Consider the following 16,246-nt stretch of genomic DNA (forward strand, 5'->3'; position numbering starts at 1 on the left):
GCCGTCCCGGACCAGATCCGCCAATTCATCCCCAACGAATTCGCCTCCCTCGGCGCCGACGGCTTCGGCTTCTCCGACACCCGCCAGGCCGCACGCCGCTTCTTCAAAAACGACACCCACTCCATCGTCGTGAAGACCCTGCAACTCCTCGCCCGCCGAGGCGAAGTTGACCCGCAGGCGGCAGCCCAGGCAATCGAGAAGTACAGTCTCCTCGACGTCAACGCCGGCACCACCGGAGGGGCAGGCGGCGAAAGCTAAGCCACCAGCGAAGCAAAGCGAAGCCAGGCAACATCCCGACGGCGGCCCGCACCGAAAAGGTACGTGCCGCCGTCGGGCGTTAAGACCCGGGCGCCAACAATCGCTCGGCAACACGAATCGGCGCAGCCGGCGTGTGACGCGCACCAATCGCAGTTGTAGCCTTCGCACAAATGGAGCTTGTGGATGATGCGCCGTATGCTCAAGGCATGTCAGAGCCGATTCAAACCCCCGCAAAACGCAAAGGGGCTGCGCGCACCGTAACACCGGAAAAGGCGGAGACCCTCAAGCGGCTGCGCGCCAATGTGGGGCAATTGTCCACCACCACCATGCGCAAGCTTGAGAAATCGCTGCCGTGGTACAGCCGGCTGAGCTCCGACGAACGTTCAGCCTTGGGCCTGGTCGCCCAAAACGGAATCGCCGCTTTCGTGACGTGGTACGAACGGCCGAGTTCGCCGTCGTGGATCCTGACGGACGTCTTCGGGAATGCTCCCACGGAGCTGACCCGCTCCATCAGCCTGCAAAAGGCCCTCCAGCTGATCCGGATCGTCGTCGAGGTAGTCGAGGACCAGGTCCCCGTGATCGCACCCGAAGCCGACCAGCCTTCCTTGCGCGAAGCAGTCCTCCGCTATTCGCGCGAAGTGGCATTCGCCGCCGCGGATGTATATGCCCGCGCCGCCGAGTCCCGCGGTTCCTGGGACACCCGGCTCGAAGCCCTGATTGTGGACGCTATCCTCCGTGGCGAGAATACCGACGCCCTTCGTTCCCGGATCGCGGCCCTCGGCTGGAAGGCCCAGGAGCGCTTCACGGTGATGGTCGGAAACTCGCCGTCGGAACCAAGCGCAAGCTATGTGAGCGAGTTGCGCCGGACCGCAGGACGCTACGCGGAGGACGCCCTCGTAGGCATCCAGGGCGACCGCCTCATCCTGATTCTGGGTGGCGTGCAGGACCGGGACACCGCGTATCTGAAACTAAGCGAGCTTTTCGCCCCCGGCGCGGTGGTCTACGGACCCGAGGCCGGCTCCCTCTTGGAGGCAAGCAGCTCTGCCCAGGCGGCCTTTGCAGGGCTCACCGCCGCCAAGGCTTGGCCTTCGGCTCCGCGACCGGTAGCCGCGGACGACCTCCTCCCGGAGCGCGTAGTCTCCGGTGATGACGCTGCCCGCCGTTCCCTCATCAAGAACATTTACCGGCCGCTGCTGGCCGCTTCCAACGGCCTTGTTGAAACCCTCAGTACCTATTTGGAACTTGGCCATTCCCTCGAAGCAACTGCCCGCGAGCTGTTCGTCCACGCAAACACGGTGCGGTATCGTCTCAAGCGCGTCTGTGACGTCACAGGGTGGGATCCACTCCTTCCCCGGGAGGCTTTCGTGCTCCAAACTGCGTTGGTCGTGGGCAGGCTTTCGGCCCAGCCAAAGGCGACGTCGGAGCGTCACGGTACCCGATCCGCGGGTTGAACCGTTGTAGACTTCCTACAAACTGACCCAGTGAGCTTGGTGTACGCAAACACCAGTAGTTCACGCGGCAATTTGGAAAGCTGGTTACGTGCTTGCAATCGTCTGCCCTGGACAGGGCTCCCAGACCCCTGGATTTTTGGCCCCTTGGCTGGAGCTCCCTTCCGTCGAAGGCCATTTGGCCTCCCTGAGCGAAATCGCAGGCATCGACCTCAAGGCCCACGGCACCACCTCGGATGAAGAAACCATCAAGGACACTGCCATCGCGCAGCCCTTGATTGTTGCCGCAGGGCTCGTGGCAGCGAAATCGCTGTTCGACGTCGAACTCAGTACCCTTCCGATCGTCCTTGCCGGCCACTCGGTCGGGGAGATCACGGCCTCGGCGCTTGCCGGTGTCCTGAGCGAGGAAGAAGCCATGACGTTCGTCCGCGAGCGTGCCAACAACATGGCCGCTGCCGCCGCCGTCACCCCCACCGGAATGAGTGCCATCGTCGGCGGTGATCCGGCCGAGGTGCTGTCCGCTATTGAGGCTGCCGGCGCGACTCCCGCCAACGTCAACGGAGCGGGCCAGACCGTTGCCGCAGGCACGTTCGAGCAGCTCCAGGCACTGGCTGACAACCCGCCGGCCAAGGCCAGGGTCATCCCGCTGAAGGTCGCCGGAGCATTCCACACCTCCCACATGGCTCCGGCCGTGAGCGCGCTTGAAGCACTGCGTCCGTCCCTCAAGCCGCAGGCTCCCACGGTTCCCCTGCTCTCGAACTTCGACGGCCAGGAGGTCACGGACGGCGGCGCCGCCGTCGAAAGCCTGATCGCCCAGGTTTCGCGACCGGTGCGTTGGGACCTGTGCATGGAGAACCTGGTCCAGCGCGGAGTCACCGGACTCATCGAGCTGGCACCGGCCGGCACCCTGGCCGGCCTCGCCAAGCGCGGCATGCCCGGCGTGAAAACCGTTGCCGTCAAGACACCGGATGATTTGTCCGCGGCCCTTGCACTCTTCGCGGAATTGGAGGGAGACGCATGAGCGCCCCAGTACTAAAGCAAGCACCGACGAGGGAATATTCACGCATTGCCGGCATCGGTGCATACCGCCCGGACATCATCGTCACCAACGACGACGTCTGCCAGTGGATCGATTCCTCGGACGAATGGATCCGCCAGCGCACGGGGATCGTGACCCGCCACCGTGCCGCAGCCAATGTCAGCGTCATCGACATGGCCGAGGGGGCCGCCCGTGAGGCACTCAAGCAGGCCGGCATTGAGGCTTCCCAGCTGGGTGCCGTGATTATCTCCACCGTCACGCACCCGTATGCCACGCCGTCCGCGGCTGCCGCCCTCGCCGACCGTTTGGGGGCCACCCCGGCACCGGCCTTCGACATCTCCGCGGCATGTGCAGGCTACTGCTACGGCATTGCCCAGGGCGATGCCCTGGTCCGATCGGGCGCGGCTGAATACGTCCTGGTGGTCGGCGCTGAGAAACTCTCAGACGTCATTGACAACCATGAACGAACCATATCCTTCCTTCTTGGCGACGGCGCCGGCGCCGTGATCATCGGCCCGTCCGACACCCCCGGCATTGCCCCGTCCGTCTGGGGATCCGATGGCAGCAAGTGGAACGCGATCGGCATGACGCATTCCCTCGACGAAGTCCGCAACCTTGGCGAGACTGCCCGCCATTCGGACGAATCCGACGATCAGGCCATTATTTCCGCAGCGCAGGATGTTTGGCCGACGCTCCGCCAGGACGGCCAGACGGTCTTCCGTTGGGCCGTCTGGGAAATGGCGAAGGTTGCCCAGCAAGCCCTCGACGCCGCAGGGATTGAAGCCTCGGATCTGGCAGCGTTCGTCCCCCACCAGGCGAACATGCGGATCATCGATGAAATGGTCAAGAAGCTCAAACTTCCCGAAACCGTGGTGGTTGCACGGGACATCGCTGATGCGGGAAACACCTCTGCCGCCTCCATTCCGCTGGCCACGCACCGACTCCTCAAGGAGAACCCTGCGCTCAGCGGTGGACTTGCCCTGCAGATCGGCTTCGGTGCCGGTCTTGTGTTTGGTGCCCAGGTAATCGTTCTTCCGTAGTTTCGGACCGCGCCTACCTTCCAATTGAATAGTGCTTTGAAACCCAAGCCGTATCCGCGGTTTGCCCCCATTTCCGGCAATAGCCGGCACAACAAGAAAAGGAGCCAACAATGGCTAGCAACGAAGAAATCCTGGCCGGCCTGGCTGAAATCGTGAACGAAGAGACCGGCCTCGCCACTGAAGCAGTGGAGCTGGACAAGTCCTTCACCGAGGACCTGGACATCGACTCCATCTCCATGATGACGATCGTCGTCAACGCTGAAGAGAAGTTCGGCGTCCGCATCCCGGACGAAGAGGTCAAGAACCTCAAGACCGTCGGCGACGCCGTCAACTTCATCTCGAACGCACAGGTCTAGCCTGGCCTCAACTGTGCCGGACTTCGGGTGCGCCCTGTTGCATCCGAAGTCCGGCACAGCTGCTATATCTCCCAAAGTTTTTTCCTGCCTCCCCAGTGAGAACAGCACATGGGTTGGCTGATCCGACAGAGAGTGATCGCATGGCACGCAAAGTAGTCATAACCGGTCTGGGCGCTACAACGCCCATCGGCGGCGACGTCCCCACGATGTGGAAGAACGCGCTCAAAGGGGTCTCCGGTGCCCACACACTCGAGGACGAGTGGGTTGCCAAGTATGACCTTCCGGTCCACTTTGCCGCCCGGTGCTCGACGCCGGCCCTCGAGGTTCTGAGCCGCGTTGAAGCCAAGCGCATGGACCCGTCCACCCAATTCGGCGTCATCGCCGCCCGCGAGGCATGGGCAGATTCCGGGATCACCGAAATCGACCACGATCGCCTTGCCGTGGCTTTCGCCACGGGCATCGGCGGCGTCTGGACGCTCCTGGACGCTTGGGACACGCTGAGGGAAAAGGGCCCCCGCCGGGTTCTGCCCATGACGGTCCCCATGCTCATGCCGAACGGCGTCGCGGCTGCGGTCAGCCTTGACCTTGGTGCCCGCGCCGGTGCGCACACCCCGGTTTCGGCTTGCGCTTCCGGCACCGAAGCGATGCACCTCGGCCTGGATCTCATCCGCTCGGGCAAGGCCGACGTCGTCGTGTGCGGTGGTGCCGAAGCCGCCATCCACCCGATGCCCCTCGCGGCGTTTTCCTCGATGCAGGCGCTCTCCCGCCGCAATGACGATCCTGAGCACGCTTCGCGGCCATACGACCGCGACCGCGACGGCTTCGTCATGGGCGAAGGCGCCGGCGCCCTGGTCCTGGAAGCCGAAGAGCACGCGATCGCCCGCGGCGCGCGCATCTACGCTGAGCTCGCCGGTACTTCGGTCACAGCTGACGCCTACCACATCACGGCACCGGACCCGGAAGGCCTGGGCGCTACCCGCGCTTTGAAGGCTGCCATGTTCGATGGACGCATCCAGGCCGAGGACGTCGTGCACGTCAACGCCCACGCCACCTCGACGCCTGTCGGTGACAAGCCCGAGTACACGGCGCTCCGTGCCGCGCTGGGCGCCCACGTCGACAATGTGGCAGTCTCCGCTACCAAGTCGCAGATGGGCCACCTGTTGGGTGCTTCAGGGGCCGTAGAAGCAGTGCTGACGGTTCTTGCCGTCTACAAACGCCAGGCGCCGTTGACCATCAACCTTGAGAACCAGGATCCGGAGATCCCGCTCGACGTCGTCACTTCGGCACGCACTTTGCCCGCGGGTGACATCGTCGCTTTGAGCAACTCCTTCGGTTTCGGTGGCCACAACGCGGTCGTCGCCATCCGCAACGTCTGAGGGTCTCCGCCGGTTCGAGGCACAAGCCAGGCACAAGAGGAGGGCCCCACCGTGGTGGGGCCCTCCTCTTTGCTATGGAAAACTGTCTCGGTACTTTGTTCCCTAACCGACCTGGTGGAGCCAGCGCACAGGGGCGCCTTCGGCGGCATGCCGGAAGGGCTCGAGCTCTTCGTCCCAGGCCTCACCGAGCGCCAAGGAAAGCTCATGGTAGACGGCGGCAGGATCTCCCGCCCCCGACTCATAGGCGTAGCGGATGCGGTCCTCAGTCACCATGATGTTGCCGTGGACATCGGTGACGGCATGGAAAATACCCAGCTCCGGTGTGTGCGACCAACGCGCACCGTCCACGCCTTGGCTCGGTTCCTCGGTGACTTCGTAGCGAAGGTGCGCCCACCCTCGCAGTGCCGAAGCCAATTGGGCACCCGTTCCAGGGACTCCTGCCCAAGAGAGCTCGGCGCGGAACATTCCGGGCGCGGCAGGTTGAGGGGTCCACTCAAGATCGGTCCGCTTGTCAACGACCGATCCGATGGCCCACTCAACGTGAGGGCACAACGCGGTAGGGGCCGAATGCACAAACAAGACACCGCGGGTTATTGCAACAGACATTCCATCCTCCATAGCTGTAGGTACGTCTTCCCCAACGACCTCTGCCTGGATGAAATTTTGCTGCGCGGGTGCCGCGCCGTTCCGGTTTCCCTACCTATCTATGATTTTTTTCCGCAGCGGAAGAACATTCAAGTTTAGGTTGAAAGTTTCCCCACAGTGCTTTCATTTTGCCGTACGGACCGGAATTACGCCAGTGCGATTCATGGACGGGCGGATTTCCCCCCTTGGGACTCTTCGAAGTGTTGCACGGTTTCCAGGGCTTCATGCACGGGGGTGGGCTTGTTGATAGCTCTTGCGAAGACGGTCGACCGACACATGGGTGTAGATCTGGGTTGTTGCGAGGCTGCTGTGCCCCAGAATTTCCTGGACGGCACGCAGGTCCGCCCCGCCGTCGAGCAAGTGGGTGGCGGCGGTGTGGCGCAGGGCGTGGGGTCCGGTTGCCGCGGTATCCCCCAAAGCGGCCAGGAGGTCGTTGACAACGCTGCGGGCCTGGCGCTGATCGATACGGTTGCCCCTTGAACTGAGAAAGAGTGCCGGTCCGCTACGCTCGGTGGCGAGCCGTGGACGGCCGCGCCGGAGCCAGTCGTCGACGGCGAGCGCAGCCGGGACACCGTAGGGCACCGTCCGCTCCTTGTTGCCCTTGCCGAGCACGCGAAGAGTTCGGCGCTCCGTGTCGAGATCGTCGATGTCCAGGCCGGCGAGCTCGCCGACGCGGATCCCCGTGCCATAGAGCAATTCGACGACGGCGCGGTTTCTCAGCGGCATCGGAGAGCCGTCCGCGGCTGCCTCTGACAGATTTTCGAAGATCCTGGAGACCTGCTGCTGATGAAGGACGCCAGGGAGCGTGTGGTCCCGTTTGGGGGCTTGGAGGCGAAGAGCAGGGTCTGTCGCGATGAGTTCTTCCCGCAGGGCCCAGGAGGTGAACGCGCGGGCTGTCGCAGCATGCCGGGCGAGCGTTGCCCTGGACCGGCCGGATTCGCTTTGTGCCCCCAGCCAACGCCGAAGGGTGCCGAGTTCCAGGGCTGCGAGCTCCCCCACGCCCTCCGCTACGGCGAAGCGCAGCAGGTTTTCGACGTCTGCGATGTACGCCCTCACTGTGTGCGCAGACCTGGCCCGTTCGCTTTCGAGGTAACGCCGGAAGTCCTCAACGGACCCGGCGAGCGCTTCGGGGAGCGGTTTCTCTTGCACCCTTCCACTGTGCCAGCCGCCGGGCCCGGTGGCTGGCATCGCCACGTTCGACCATCTTCACCTTTGAGCGATGGACCTGTAAATCCTGTAGTACTGCCACAGGAGCAACCCCTGCCAGACCGCGAAAAGAACCCAAAGCCATAGCGGTCCAGGGCCGCCTTGGACGAACAAGACCGCTCCCACGATCAGAAAAAGACCGATTTGCTGTCCAATCACGAACCTCGCGGGCTGCGCCTTTGACTTCATAGTCACTTCGGCTCCTTTGCTGAAACGACAGAAGGACGGTCCCCCATGTCGTCCCTAGTGACGCTACGCCAACCCCCAAGCAACTGAGTGTCAACTGTCAATTAAATTATGAAATTTGAGACTCCGAACCAGGCCCAACCTGCCATCCAGTCCCAAACTCAACCCTGCTTCCCCGACCTTTTCCAGGCGCCGCTCACTGATACCGCCAGGCCCAACAAGCCGAGGCGTCCAAGTCCGGCCCTGACGGATTCGGGGCTGAGTCCAGCCACGACAGCGAGCTTCTCTACCGAGCTCGTCGAGCGGACCGGCAGGGCGTCGAGCAGTATCAGGTCCTCGAGGGTGAGTCCGTCGTGGTCCGACGCGGCCGCATCCTTATCCGCGACGAGCGCCTCACCGCTCGACCCCGCCAGTTCAGCGATCTCACCGACGTCCGTGACGCAGACAGCCCCGCCATCCCTGAGGAGCCTATGACAGCCCGCAGAGTTGGCACTGTGGATGGACCCCGGAACCGCCGCGATCACCCTGCCAATGGATTCGGCATGATGGGCTGTGTTCAGGGCACCCGAACGCCATCGCGCTTCCACCACCACGGTCACGGCTGCCAAGGCGGCGATAATCCTGTTCCGCTGGAGGAACCGGTAGCGGGTGGGCGCCGAGCCCGGGGGTACCTCGGCGATGACCGCCCCTTGGTTTGCCACGGCACGCAGCAGATCCTCATTTCCGGATGGATAGTATCGGTCCACGCCCCCGGCCATCACCGCGATGGTCGGCATGTCGCCTGTGCCACCGGCCAAAGCCCCGCGGTGCGCATGAGCGTCGATACCGTAAGCCCCTCCAGACACGACGGTGCAGCCGCGCTGACCCAGCCCATAGCCAAAATCACCCGTTACGGAGGCCCCGTAGCTTGTACTGTCCCGTGAGCCTACGAGGGCCACAACCCGCCGCATGGGTGGGAACTCCAATTCGTGTCCCCGCCACCACAAACACAGCGGTTCATGAAGGCCCAGATCCGCCAACTGCGCCGGCCACAGCGTGTCGCCGGGGATGATCATGCGGCCACCGAGGCGTTGCATCGTGGCAAGATCCCGTTCCGGGGCAAGGTCCGGGATCCGTGGCGCCCACCGTCTCAATGCAGCGGCCAAACCGGCTCCGGCAGAAGATACCCCGCTGTCAACAAACAGGGAAGCCACTTCCTGCTCAAGCCCGGGCCCGGGAGCGAGCTCGCCGGTCGCTATTCTGAGACCGTCAACGGCCCCGGCGGCCTGCACCAACGCGAACCCGGCCGCATCTTGTGGTTCCATGAGCCGTGATAGCGCTGCCCGGGCTAGGCGCTCCCTTTTCCGGTCCGGCGCGTCCGGGGTGGGCCGCTGTCCGTGTTCAGTCATGGCGTGTCCTTTCATGCGGCCGCGACCGCCTGCCGCAAGCCGAGGGCCTGCCCGATGTCGTCGCTGTGGGGTTGGTTCCGGTGGCCCAGATCCGCAAGGGTCCATGCGAGGCGCAGGACGCGGTCGTAGCCCCTCGCCGTGAGGATTCCACGCTCGAGGGAAGTATCCAGAATCTTGGTGGTCGCGGAAGGGAGGCGCAGTTCGCCGCGCAGGACACGCCCGGGAACCTGTGAATTGGTTTCCATCCCGAAGCTCCCTAGCCGTTCCCGTTGCCGTGACCGGGCGGCCTGGACCCTCCCGGCGACAGTAGCTGTGTCCTCCGCCGCGCGGGATTGGCCAAAGTCCGCGAGGGACACACGTTCCACCTGGAGCTGGATGTCCACTCTGTCCAGCAACGGCCCGGACATGCGCCCGAAGTAGCGGCGCCGCATTACTGGAGTGCAGGTGCAATCGACTCCCTTGCCGGTGGCCTTGCCGCAAGGGCAAGGATTCGCCGCGAGGACCAGCTGGAACCGGGCCGGATATGCAGCAGTGCCGGCGGAGCGATGGATGACAAGCTCACCGCTTTCCAGAGGCTGCCGCAGGGCGTCCAGGACCCGGCGCTCGTACTCGGGTGCCTCGTCCAGGAACAAGACGCCACGGTGCGCCCGTGATGCCGCCCCTGGCCGGGGCAGGCCGGAGCCACCACCAATGATGGCTGCGGCAGTCGCACTGTGGTGGGGGTTCTCAAAAGGCGGGCGGCGCAACAGCTGTACCGAATCAACATGGACAGCAGAAAGCGAGTGGATCGCCGTGACCTCCATGGCTTCCTGGTCCCCCAAATCCGGTAAGAGTCCCGGGAGCCGCTCGGCCAGCATCGTCTTGCCCGCACCCGGAGGACCGCAAAGCAGTACATGGTGTGCCCCGGCCGCGGCAACCTCCAAGGCGCGGCGGGCATCGCCCTGCCCTGAGACATCACAAAGATCCGGAACGACCGCGGTACCGACGTCCTGATCTCCTCCCGCGGCGTCACCGTCGGCCGGGTCATAATCCAGGGCCAGATCCTGCGGATTGGCCCCGAAATCAAAGGCAAGGCGAGCCAGGGTCTTGTAGCCACGAACCACTGCCCCGGGAACCAACTCTGCCTCGGCGACGTTTGCCTGGGCCACCACAATCTCGTCGTGGCCAGCCTGAACCGCTGCCATGACCGCCGGCAAGATGCCGCGAACCGGCCTCAACCTGCCATCCAGCCCCAACTCGGAGATGAAGACCGTACCTTCGGTGGAACGGATATCTCCGGCAGCGCGCAATACTGCCATGGTGATCGCGAGGTCGAACCCCGAGCCACGCTTCGGCAGTGAGGCCGGAATCAGGTTTGCGGTGATCTTTCGGCGGCTCAGCGGGATGCCGGAATTCTGTGCAGCGGAACGAATGCGTTCCTTGGCTTCGTTCAGCGAAGCGTCCGGCAGGCCCAGGATCACGAAGTTGGGGAGGGTTTGGCCGATATCTGCTTCGACCTCCACGATGTATCCGTTCAGGCCCAGCAGCGCCACGGAGTAGCTTCGACCCACGCCCACCTAGCCCACGCCCCTGAGGTGTTCGAGCTGTGGCGGGCCGACGCCGTCGTCGATGATTCCCACGACATCCACCCGGCGGCGCGGGGCGCGCAGTTCGTGATCACGGCACCAGGAAAGGGCCAGGCGATGGAGCCGAGCGAGTTTGGCTGCGTCAACCGCTTCGAAAGGATGCCCATAGGCCAGGTTCTTCCTGGTCTTGACCTCGGCGATCACAAGAGTGTCGCCGTCGAGCGCCACGATGTCGATCTCGCCCTCGGAGCATCTCCAATTGCGGTCCACAATCCGCATTCCCTGGGTTTCAAGGAAAGTTACGGCCAGCGTTTCACCTTGCCGGCCCAACAAGTCTTTGGCCTTCATGACCACCTCCGTTACCAGCGTGGAGGCACGGAGAGGCCAAAGACAGGGAGCAGTTTGGCTATGTGGGAAACTCCGTCAGTCAGACGGTGTGGAGGAGAAGTTGCCGGGCTTTCCTAGTTGCCCAGGTTGCCGAGATCGCCTAGATCGCCGTCTTTAGGCAGGGAAAGCTCCTCGCTGCGGGGCAGTTCTTCGACGTTGACGTCCTTGAACGTAATAACCCGGACATTCTTCACGAATCGGGCCGAACGGTAGACGTCCCAGACCCAGGCATCCTGGAGCGTCAGGTCGAAGTAGACCTCGCCATCGGCACTGCGGGCCTGCAGGTCAACATGGTTTGCCAGATAGAACCGGCGTTCGGTCTCGACAACGTAGCTGAACAAACCAACGACGTCGCGGTATTCGCGGTAGAGCTGGAGCTCCATGTCGGTTTCGTAGTTCTCAAGATCCTCGGCACTCATAGATCCATCTTGCACCATAGAGGGCGCACACGCCGCCACGGTCGGGCAAGCGGCATCCAGGACAAGGAAAAGCAGAGTCTAGAGCAGGTTCCAGCTGGTCCGGTGGTACGGCGTGGGACCCAACGAGCGGATGGCATCGCGGTGGAAAGACGTGGCGTAACCCTTGTTCTCGTTCCAACCGAAGGGCGGATATTCTTCGTGCAGCCCAATCATGATGCGGTCCCTGGCCACCTTGGCCAGCACGCTGGCGGCCGCTACGCTGAGGCAGCTCATGTCCGCCTTCACCCGGGTGTGCACCGGCGCCTCGCAGCCGGGCCCGGACGGCTCGGTGTCGAACAAGGACCCTTGGCTCTGGGGCGAGAGCCAGTTGTGGCTCCCATCCAGCAGGACGAGGTCCGGACGTACTCCCGAGGCGAGAATTTCGAACCAGGCGCGTGTTCCGGCAAGGCGCAGGGCGCCCACTATTCCCAACGCATCGATCTCCGCCGAACTTGCGTGGCCCACCGCGGAGCCAACCGCCCACTCGCGTACCAACGGTTCCAACCGCTCGCGGTCTTCGGGCTTGAGAAGCTTGCTGTCGCGGACATCGGCGAGCAGGCCGTGGTCCCTGAGGTCGACGACGGCGATCCCCACCGACACCGGTCCGGCGAGGGCTCCACGGCCCACTTCATCGACGCCGGCCAGCAGCGTGACCCCCGGAGACAGGAAACTCCGCTCGACGTCAAGGGTGGGAAAATCGGGAGCGCGCTTCGCCCGCGCGGCGGGTTTTCGCTGCGTTCGAACCGGAGTTGCCGCTCCTGTCCCCGCCGGAGCCATCATTTGCCCGCTGGAGCCGTCGGTGAAGCCGTGTTCTGGGGCGACGGCGCGGGAATGTTGCGGAAGACCTCGGAGTGGTTGTCAAGGATCTGCCAACGGTTGATGGGCCAGGCGATAACCGTGGCTTTGCCCTCGACGTCGGAGATGTCGATGAAACCACCATTGACTGATTGGTGTTCGCGGGAGTCGGCCGAGTTGTTGCGATTGTCGCCCATAACCCAAATCTTGCCCGCCGGGACCACTACATCGAAAGACTTGGCCATGGGAACTTGGGCAGGATTGATGTAGCTCTCGTTGAGGACCGAGCCGTTGACGCTGACCCGCGCGGAACTGTCGCAACAGGAGACCCGGTCCCCCGGCAGGCCGATCACGCGCTTGACGAGGTGCTGATTGGTCTCGTCCGGGAGCAGCCCGACGAAGACAAGACCGTCCTGGAACCATTTGAAGGGCCCCGGCGACGTCTTCTGCGTGGGCGGAAGCCATCCTTGTGCGTCCTTGAAGACCACGATGTCGCCGCGCTCCAGTGCGAACGGTTGCGGGACCAGCAGATTAACGAAAATCCGGTCGTCAACGTCAAGGGTGTTGACCATGGACTCAGAGGGAATGAAGAAAGCACGGAACAGGAAGGTCTTGATAAGGAACGACAATACGATCGCGATGACCACCACGGTGCCGATTTCCCTGAGCCAGCCGAGGAACGGACTGCCGTGGGTTTTGCCGGCAGTTTCGGAGCGATCGCTTTCGCCCGATTCCAGCCGCGAACTCCGCCGCGCCGCGCGGCGCGGAGACTCATGCTCCTCAGGCCGGGGCGTCGTCGAGCCAGTCTCGCTCCCCGGAGCCGGATCGGCGTCGTCCGCCGCAAGATCCATGGCGGGAGCGGACGGTCCGTCCAGGAGCCGGGCGTCGTCGTCGTGCCGTTCCGGCTTCCCGGGAGTTGTCTCGGGCATCTATTGTCCGTTCTTCGAGGTTGTACCGGCCTGCGCAGGGCGAGGTAGTTCTGCAAATCTATCAAGCGGCCAGATAATCCGGACCGGACGCCCGATGACACGCTCCAGCGGCACCATTCCTCCGCCGGGCGCGCCGAGAAGGCTGCGCGAATCGGCCGATCGTGAACGGTGGTCCCCCATGAGCCACAATCGGTCACTGGGAACGATGACGTCGAATCTCTGTTCGCTCGGCGTGTCGCCGGGATACAGATAGGGTTCCTCAAGTGACTGACCGTTGACTGTGAGTTTGCCATCGGTGCCACAACAAACGAGGTGGTCTCCGGGAAGCCCGATGACACGTTTGACGTATGTGGTGTCGCTACCCGTCAGGCCCAGCCAATGGCCGGCGGCAGCGACGGCGTCGGCAAACGGTCCTTTGCCGCTGTTCAGCGGAGCAAAGGTTCCCCTGCCGTCGAAGACCACAATGTCTCCACGGCGAATAGGGTCTGCGGCGAAATCCGTCCGGGACACAAGGATGCGGTCGCCGGTGCCCAGGATCGGCTCCATGGACTCGGAGGGGATGAAGTAGACGTCGATCCACAACGACCGAACAAGCCCGCTGATAGCCACGGCCAGGACAAGGGCGAGCAAAACAAAACGCCAGCCCTGTTTCCGGGGCTGGCGTTTTGCGTGGTCCATGATTCGTTTCCTGTTGCGTTGCGGATTTCTCCGGCGCAGGCCGGACACGAATCCAGGACCCGCTGTTGGTCGAAAGACCTACTTGCCGGTGGCGAAGTCGCGCTTTTCCTTGATCTTCGCAGCCTTGCCGCGCAGTGCGCGCATGTAGTAAAGCTTGGCGCGGCGGACGTCACCCTTGGTGACGACCTCGATCTTGTCGATGATCGGGGAGTGCACCGGGAAGGTACGCTCTACGCCGACACCGAAGGAGACCTTGCGGACCGTGAAGGTTTCGCGAACGCCGTCACCCTGGCGGCCCAGGACGAAGCCCTGGAAGACCTGGACACGGGAGTTCTTGCCTTCGATGATGTTCACGTGAACCTTGATGGTGTCACCCGCGCGGAACTCGGGAACATCGTTACGCAGCGAAGCTGCATCTACGCTATCGAGGATATGCATTAATCCACTCCTGGTGAACGCCACAGGTCATCCACTTTGGGTCACGGCGGGCAAGCCCGGGGCGCAAGGCCGTCCGGAAATTACCGCCGAAGATTTTCAAGTCCGGTACCACCACTGATTGGCGGTTCCGGGTTGTCAGGCTGTTGGTGACGCTCCCCCTGTGGCAGGCGCGAACCCAGTTGACACAAGGGTTAATTCTGCCACACCCCGCGAGTTCCGGCGAATCCCGCGAAAGCGGCCCGGTTGTTGCGATCGGGCCGTGGATGAAACTGCCCGACGGCGGCAGGCTCAGTCCGGGAGGTCGCCGTCCGGGCGGCGCCGCAAGCGGCCGTCGACGACGTCGTACCCGAGTTCGCCGAAAGCCGTGCGGTCCGCACGCGCCAGGCGGCCGGCGTCGAACTCTACGAGAAGGTCCGGGCGGCGTTCCGCCGTGCGCCGGAACTGTTCGTGCCGCCGCCACTGGGCGATTTTGCCGTGGTTGCCGCTCAAAAGGACAGCGGGCACGTCACGATCGCGCCATGACGAGGGCTTCGTGTAGACCGGGTACTCCAGCAAGCCGTCCGAATGGGATTCCTCCACCAACGATTCGGGATTGCCGACGACGCCCGGAAGCAACCGTCCGATGGCCTCGACCATGGCCAGGACTGCAACCTCGCCGCCGTTGAGGACGTAGTCGCCCAAACTGACCGGGCGGACCGTGAAGTGCCCTGCCGCCCACTCCATGACGCGCTCGTCGATGCCTTCATAGCGGCCGCAGGCGAAAACGAGCTGCTCTTCCTCGGCGAGCTCATAGGCAAGGGCCTGGTTGAAGCGCTCCCCCGCGGGCGACGGGACAATCAGGACCGGCTTCGTCGGTCCGTCCGACGAGTCCCCAATTGCGGCAGCCTGCGCATTTGCAATGGATTCCAAGGCCTGGGCCCAGGGCTCCGGTTTCATGACCATGCCCGCACCGCCACCGTACGGAGTGTCATCCACCGTGCGGTGCTTGTCCGTGGTGAAGGTCCTCAAGTCATGGACATTCAGCTCCAGAAGCCCGTCCTGACGGGCCTTGCCGATGAGGGAAAGCTCTAGTGGCGCCAGGTACTCGGGAAAGATGCTGACGACGTCGACGCGCATTTTAGGCATCATCCTTGGTTTCAGCGTCGTCCTCTTCCGCGTCGGAGGCGGAAGCATCGGTGTTCAGTTCGAAGAGGCCCGGCGGAGGGGTGAGCAGCAGATAGCCGTCCTCGACGTTGACTTCGGGCACGATCTCTTCAACGAAAGGCACCAGGATTTCCTTGCCGGCTGCGTCTTCAATGACCAGCAGGTCCTGGACCGGCATGGTGTTGAGTGCGGTCACCTTGCCTACGGCCTGCGAGCCGACACGGACCTCAAGCCCGACGAGCTCATGCTCATACCAGCCTTCGTCGTCGTCCTCTTCCAGCTCTTCCGTCTCGATGAACAGCTTCGCGCCGCGGATTTCTTCCGCCTGGTTGCGCGTGGAGATCTCTTCGAAACCGAGCAACAGGATGTCCTTGTTCCACCGGGCGCTGGTGATGGTCAAAGGACCGGCCTTTGCCGGCTCCACTACAAATTCGGTGCCCGGGACAAAACGATCGCCGGGGGCGTCAGTGAGCACCTGGACCGTGACTTCGCCGCGGATTCCGTGGGGCTTGCCGATTCGGGCAACCTGGAGCTGCATGGGATTCCTCTGTTTTCTTCGCTGGGGCCGGCTTAGGGACCAAGGCTGGGGTTTGCTCGTAAAACAATCCGGCCCCTCCACCATAATCTGGTGAAGGGGCCGGATTTAAGACAAGTATTGCTGAGCGCGTTACCGGCGACGGTCGGTGTCGACGACGTCGACCCTGACCTGCTCGCCGCCCGCCAATGCCGCAATCACAGTGCGCAAAGCGCGTGCGGTGCGACCCTGGCGACCGATCACCCGTCCGAGGTCGTCCTGGTGAACGCGCACCTCGAGGGATTCCCCGCGGCGGTTGTTCTTTGCACTGACCTTGACGTCCTCAGGGCTGTCAACGATCCCACGGACCAAGTGCTCGAGCGCTTCTGCCAGCAAC

At 63.6% G+C, this 16,246-nt stretch carries 19 protein-coding genes; 6 read left to right on the forward strand and 13 right to left on the reverse strand.

Features of this window, described 5'->3' with window-relative positions; genetic code table 11:
* From AB4Z38_RS01465 to fabF, 6 genes are all read left to right on the forward strand, one after another.
* On the forward strand, positions 1 to 258 hold a 258-nt coding region (locus tag AB4Z38_RS01465), incomplete at its 5' end, for a hypothetical protein (RefSeq protein WP_441428073.1).
* 206 nt (positions 259 to 464) lie between these two features.
* Complete coding sequence (locus AB4Z38_RS01470) at positions 465 to 1,709, forward strand: PucR family transcriptional regulator (protein ID WP_441428074.1); 1,245 nt, start codon at positions 465 to 467, stop codon at positions 1,707 to 1,709.
* A gap of 88 nt (positions 1,710 to 1,797) precedes the next feature.
* A complete protein-coding gene (locus AB4Z38_RS01475; RefSeq protein ID WP_441428075.1) occupies positions 1,798 to 2,727 on the forward strand; it encodes an ACP S-malonyltransferase in 930 nt (309 codons plus the stop codon).
* Entirely contained in the window at positions 2,724 to 3,785 is a 1,062-nt protein-coding gene (locus AB4Z38_RS01480) for a beta-ketoacyl-ACP synthase III (RefSeq protein ID WP_441428076.1), read from the forward strand. The genes AB4Z38_RS01475 and AB4Z38_RS01480 overlap by 4 nt, the downstream gene beginning before the upstream one ends.
* Before the next feature lie 110 nt (positions 3,786 to 3,895).
* Positions 3,896 to 4,141, forward strand: a complete 246-nt coding sequence (locus AB4Z38_RS01485; protein WP_345449978.1) for an acyl carrier protein — start codon at positions 3,896 to 3,898, stop codon at positions 4,139 to 4,141.
* A gap of 140 nt (positions 4,142 to 4,281) precedes the next feature.
* Positions 4,282 to 5,517: a beta-ketoacyl-ACP synthase II gene (gene fabF, locus AB4Z38_RS01490; protein WP_441428077.1), complete on the forward strand. Its 1,236-nt coding sequence runs from the start codon at positions 4,282 to 4,284 to the stop codon at positions 5,515 to 5,517.
* Between the two features lie 102 nt (positions 5,518 to 5,619).
* On the opposite strand, the gene AB4Z38_RS01495 is transcribed toward fabF, so the two are convergent.
* The 13 genes from AB4Z38_RS01495 to AB4Z38_RS01555 all read right to left on the reverse strand — a co-directional run bounded on the left by AB4Z38_RS01495 (position 5,620) and on the right by AB4Z38_RS01555 (position 16,245).
* Positions 5,620 to 6,123 (reverse strand): DUF3145 domain-containing protein, encoded by a 504-nt coding sequence (locus tag AB4Z38_RS01495; protein ID WP_078108617.1) that lies wholly within the window; start codon positions 6,121 to 6,123, stop codon positions 5,620 to 5,622.
* 261 nt (positions 6,124 to 6,384) lie between these two features.
* A complete protein-coding gene (locus AB4Z38_RS01500) occupies positions 6,385 to 7,350 on the reverse strand; it encodes a tyrosine recombinase XerC (protein WP_441428256.1) in 966 nt (321 codons plus the stop codon).
* A 365-nt stretch (positions 7,351 to 7,715) separates the two neighbouring features.
* The gene (gene dprA, locus AB4Z38_RS01505; RefSeq protein WP_441428078.1) at positions 7,716 to 8,942 is read right to left on the reverse strand and encodes a DNA-processing protein DprA; all 1,227 of its coding nucleotides are present in this window, start codon (positions 8,940 to 8,942) and stop codon (positions 7,716 to 7,718) included.
* An 11-nt stretch (positions 8,943 to 8,953) separates the two neighbouring features.
* Complete coding sequence (locus AB4Z38_RS01510; protein ID WP_441428079.1) at positions 8,954 to 10,498, reverse strand: YifB family Mg chelatase-like AAA ATPase; 1,545 nt, start codon at positions 10,496 to 10,498, stop codon at positions 8,954 to 8,956.
* Positions 10,499 to 10,855 carry a YraN family protein gene (locus AB4Z38_RS01515; protein WP_441428080.1) on the reverse strand — a complete coding sequence of 119 codons (357 nt, stop codon included), beginning with the start codon at positions 10,853 to 10,855 and terminating at the stop codon, positions 10,499 to 10,501. It lies immediately after the preceding gene.
* A 113-nt stretch (positions 10,856 to 10,968) separates the two neighbouring features.
* Complete coding sequence (locus AB4Z38_RS01520; RefSeq protein ID WP_059387678.1) at positions 10,969 to 11,313, reverse strand: DUF2469 domain-containing protein; 345 nt, start codon at positions 11,311 to 11,313, stop codon at positions 10,969 to 10,971.
* A 78-nt stretch (positions 11,314 to 11,391) separates the two neighbouring features.
* Entirely contained in the window at positions 11,392 to 12,129 is a 738-nt protein-coding gene (locus AB4Z38_RS01525; protein WP_441428257.1) for a ribonuclease HII, read from the reverse strand.
* Entirely contained in the window at positions 12,129 to 13,076 is a 948-nt protein-coding gene (gene lepB, locus AB4Z38_RS01530) for a signal peptidase I (RefSeq protein ID WP_441428081.1), read from the reverse strand. The genes AB4Z38_RS01525 and lepB (AB4Z38_RS01530) overlap by 1 nt, the downstream gene beginning before the upstream one ends.
* Positions 13,077 to 13,754, reverse strand: a complete 678-nt coding sequence (gene lepB, locus AB4Z38_RS01535; RefSeq protein ID WP_441428082.1) for a signal peptidase I — start codon at positions 13,752 to 13,754, stop codon at positions 13,077 to 13,079.
* A gap of 78 nt (positions 13,755 to 13,832) precedes the next feature.
* A complete protein-coding gene (gene rplS, locus AB4Z38_RS01540) occupies positions 13,833 to 14,192 on the reverse strand; it encodes a 50S ribosomal protein L19 (RefSeq protein ID WP_284984571.1) in 360 nt (119 codons plus the stop codon).
* Between the two features lie 288 nt (positions 14,193 to 14,480).
* A complete protein-coding gene (gene trmD, locus AB4Z38_RS01545) occupies positions 14,481 to 15,308 on the reverse strand; it encodes a tRNA (guanosine(37)-N1)-methyltransferase TrmD (RefSeq protein ID WP_441428083.1) in 828 nt (275 codons plus the stop codon).
* A gap of 1 nt (position 15,309) precedes the next feature.
* A complete protein-coding gene (gene rimM, locus AB4Z38_RS01550; protein WP_441428084.1) occupies positions 15,310 to 15,873 on the reverse strand; it encodes a ribosome maturation factor RimM in 564 nt (187 codons plus the stop codon).
* Positions 15,874 to 16,002: 129 nt separating this feature from the next.
* The gene (locus AB4Z38_RS01555; protein ID WP_028267532.1) at positions 16,003 to 16,245 is read right to left on the reverse strand and encodes an RNA-binding protein; all 243 of its coding nucleotides are present in this window, start codon (positions 16,243 to 16,245) and stop codon (positions 16,003 to 16,005) included.
* Position 16,246 lies beyond the last annotated feature (1 nt).

Source organism: Arthrobacter sp. 2RAF6 (assembly GCF_052115205.1).
Classification (GTDB): Bacteria; Actinomycetota; Actinomycetes; order Actinomycetales; family Micrococcaceae; genus Arthrobacter.

Excerpts from the sequence above, each read along its gene's own strand:
- AB4Z38_RS01470 (WP_441428074.1), top strand. The coding sequence starts at position 465 with ATGTCAGAGCCGATTCAAACCCCCGCAAAACGCAAAGGGGCTGCGCGC.
- AB4Z38_RS01480 (WP_441428076.1), top strand. The coding sequence starts at position 2,724 with ATGAGCGCCCCAGTACTAAAGCAAGCACCGACGAGGGAATATTCACGC.
- AB4Z38_RS01485 (WP_345449978.1), top strand. The coding sequence starts at position 3,896 with ATGGCTAGCAACGAAGAAATCCTGGCCGGCCTGGCTGAAATCGTGAAC.
- fabF (WP_441428077.1), top strand. The coding sequence starts at position 4,282 with ATGGCACGCAAAGTAGTCATAACCGGTCTGGGCGCTACAACGCCCATC.
- AB4Z38_RS01495 (WP_078108617.1), bottom strand. The coding sequence starts at position 6,123 with ATGTCTGTTGCAATAACCCGCGGTGTCTTGTTTGTGCATTCGGCCCCT.
- AB4Z38_RS01500 (WP_441428256.1), bottom strand. The coding sequence starts at position 7,350 with ATGCCAGCCACCGGGCCCGGCGGCTGGCACAGTGGAAGGGTGCAAGAG.
- dprA (WP_441428078.1), bottom strand. The coding sequence starts at position 8,942 with ATGACTGAACACGGACAGCGGCCCACCCCGGACGCGCCGGACCGGAAA.
- AB4Z38_RS01515 (WP_441428080.1), bottom strand. The coding sequence starts at position 10,855 with ATGAAGGCCAAAGACTTGTTGGGCCGGCAAGGTGAAACGCTGGCCGTA.
- AB4Z38_RS01520 (WP_059387678.1), bottom strand. The coding sequence starts at position 11,313 with ATGAGTGCCGAGGATCTTGAGAACTACGAAACCGACATGGAGCTCCAG.
- AB4Z38_RS01525 (WP_441428257.1), bottom strand. The coding sequence starts at position 12,129 with ATGGCTCCGGCGGGGACAGGAGCGGCAACTCCGGTTCGAACGCAGCGA.
- lepB (WP_441428081.1), bottom strand. The coding sequence starts at position 13,076 with ATGCCCGAGACAACTCCCGGGAAGCCGGAACGGCACGACGACGACGCC.
- lepB (WP_441428082.1), bottom strand. The coding sequence starts at position 13,754 with ATGGACCACGCAAAACGCCAGCCCCGGAAACAGGGCTGGCGTTTTGTT.
- rplS (WP_284984571.1), bottom strand. The coding sequence starts at position 14,192 with ATGCATATCCTCGATAGCGTAGATGCAGCTTCGCTGCGTAACGATGTT.
- trmD (WP_441428083.1), bottom strand. The coding sequence starts at position 15,308 with ATGCGCGTCGACGTCGTCAGCATCTTTCCCGAGTACCTGGCGCCACTA.
- rimM (WP_441428084.1), bottom strand. The coding sequence starts at position 15,873 with ATGCAGCTCCAGGTTGCCCGAATCGGCAAGCCCCACGGAATCCGCGGC.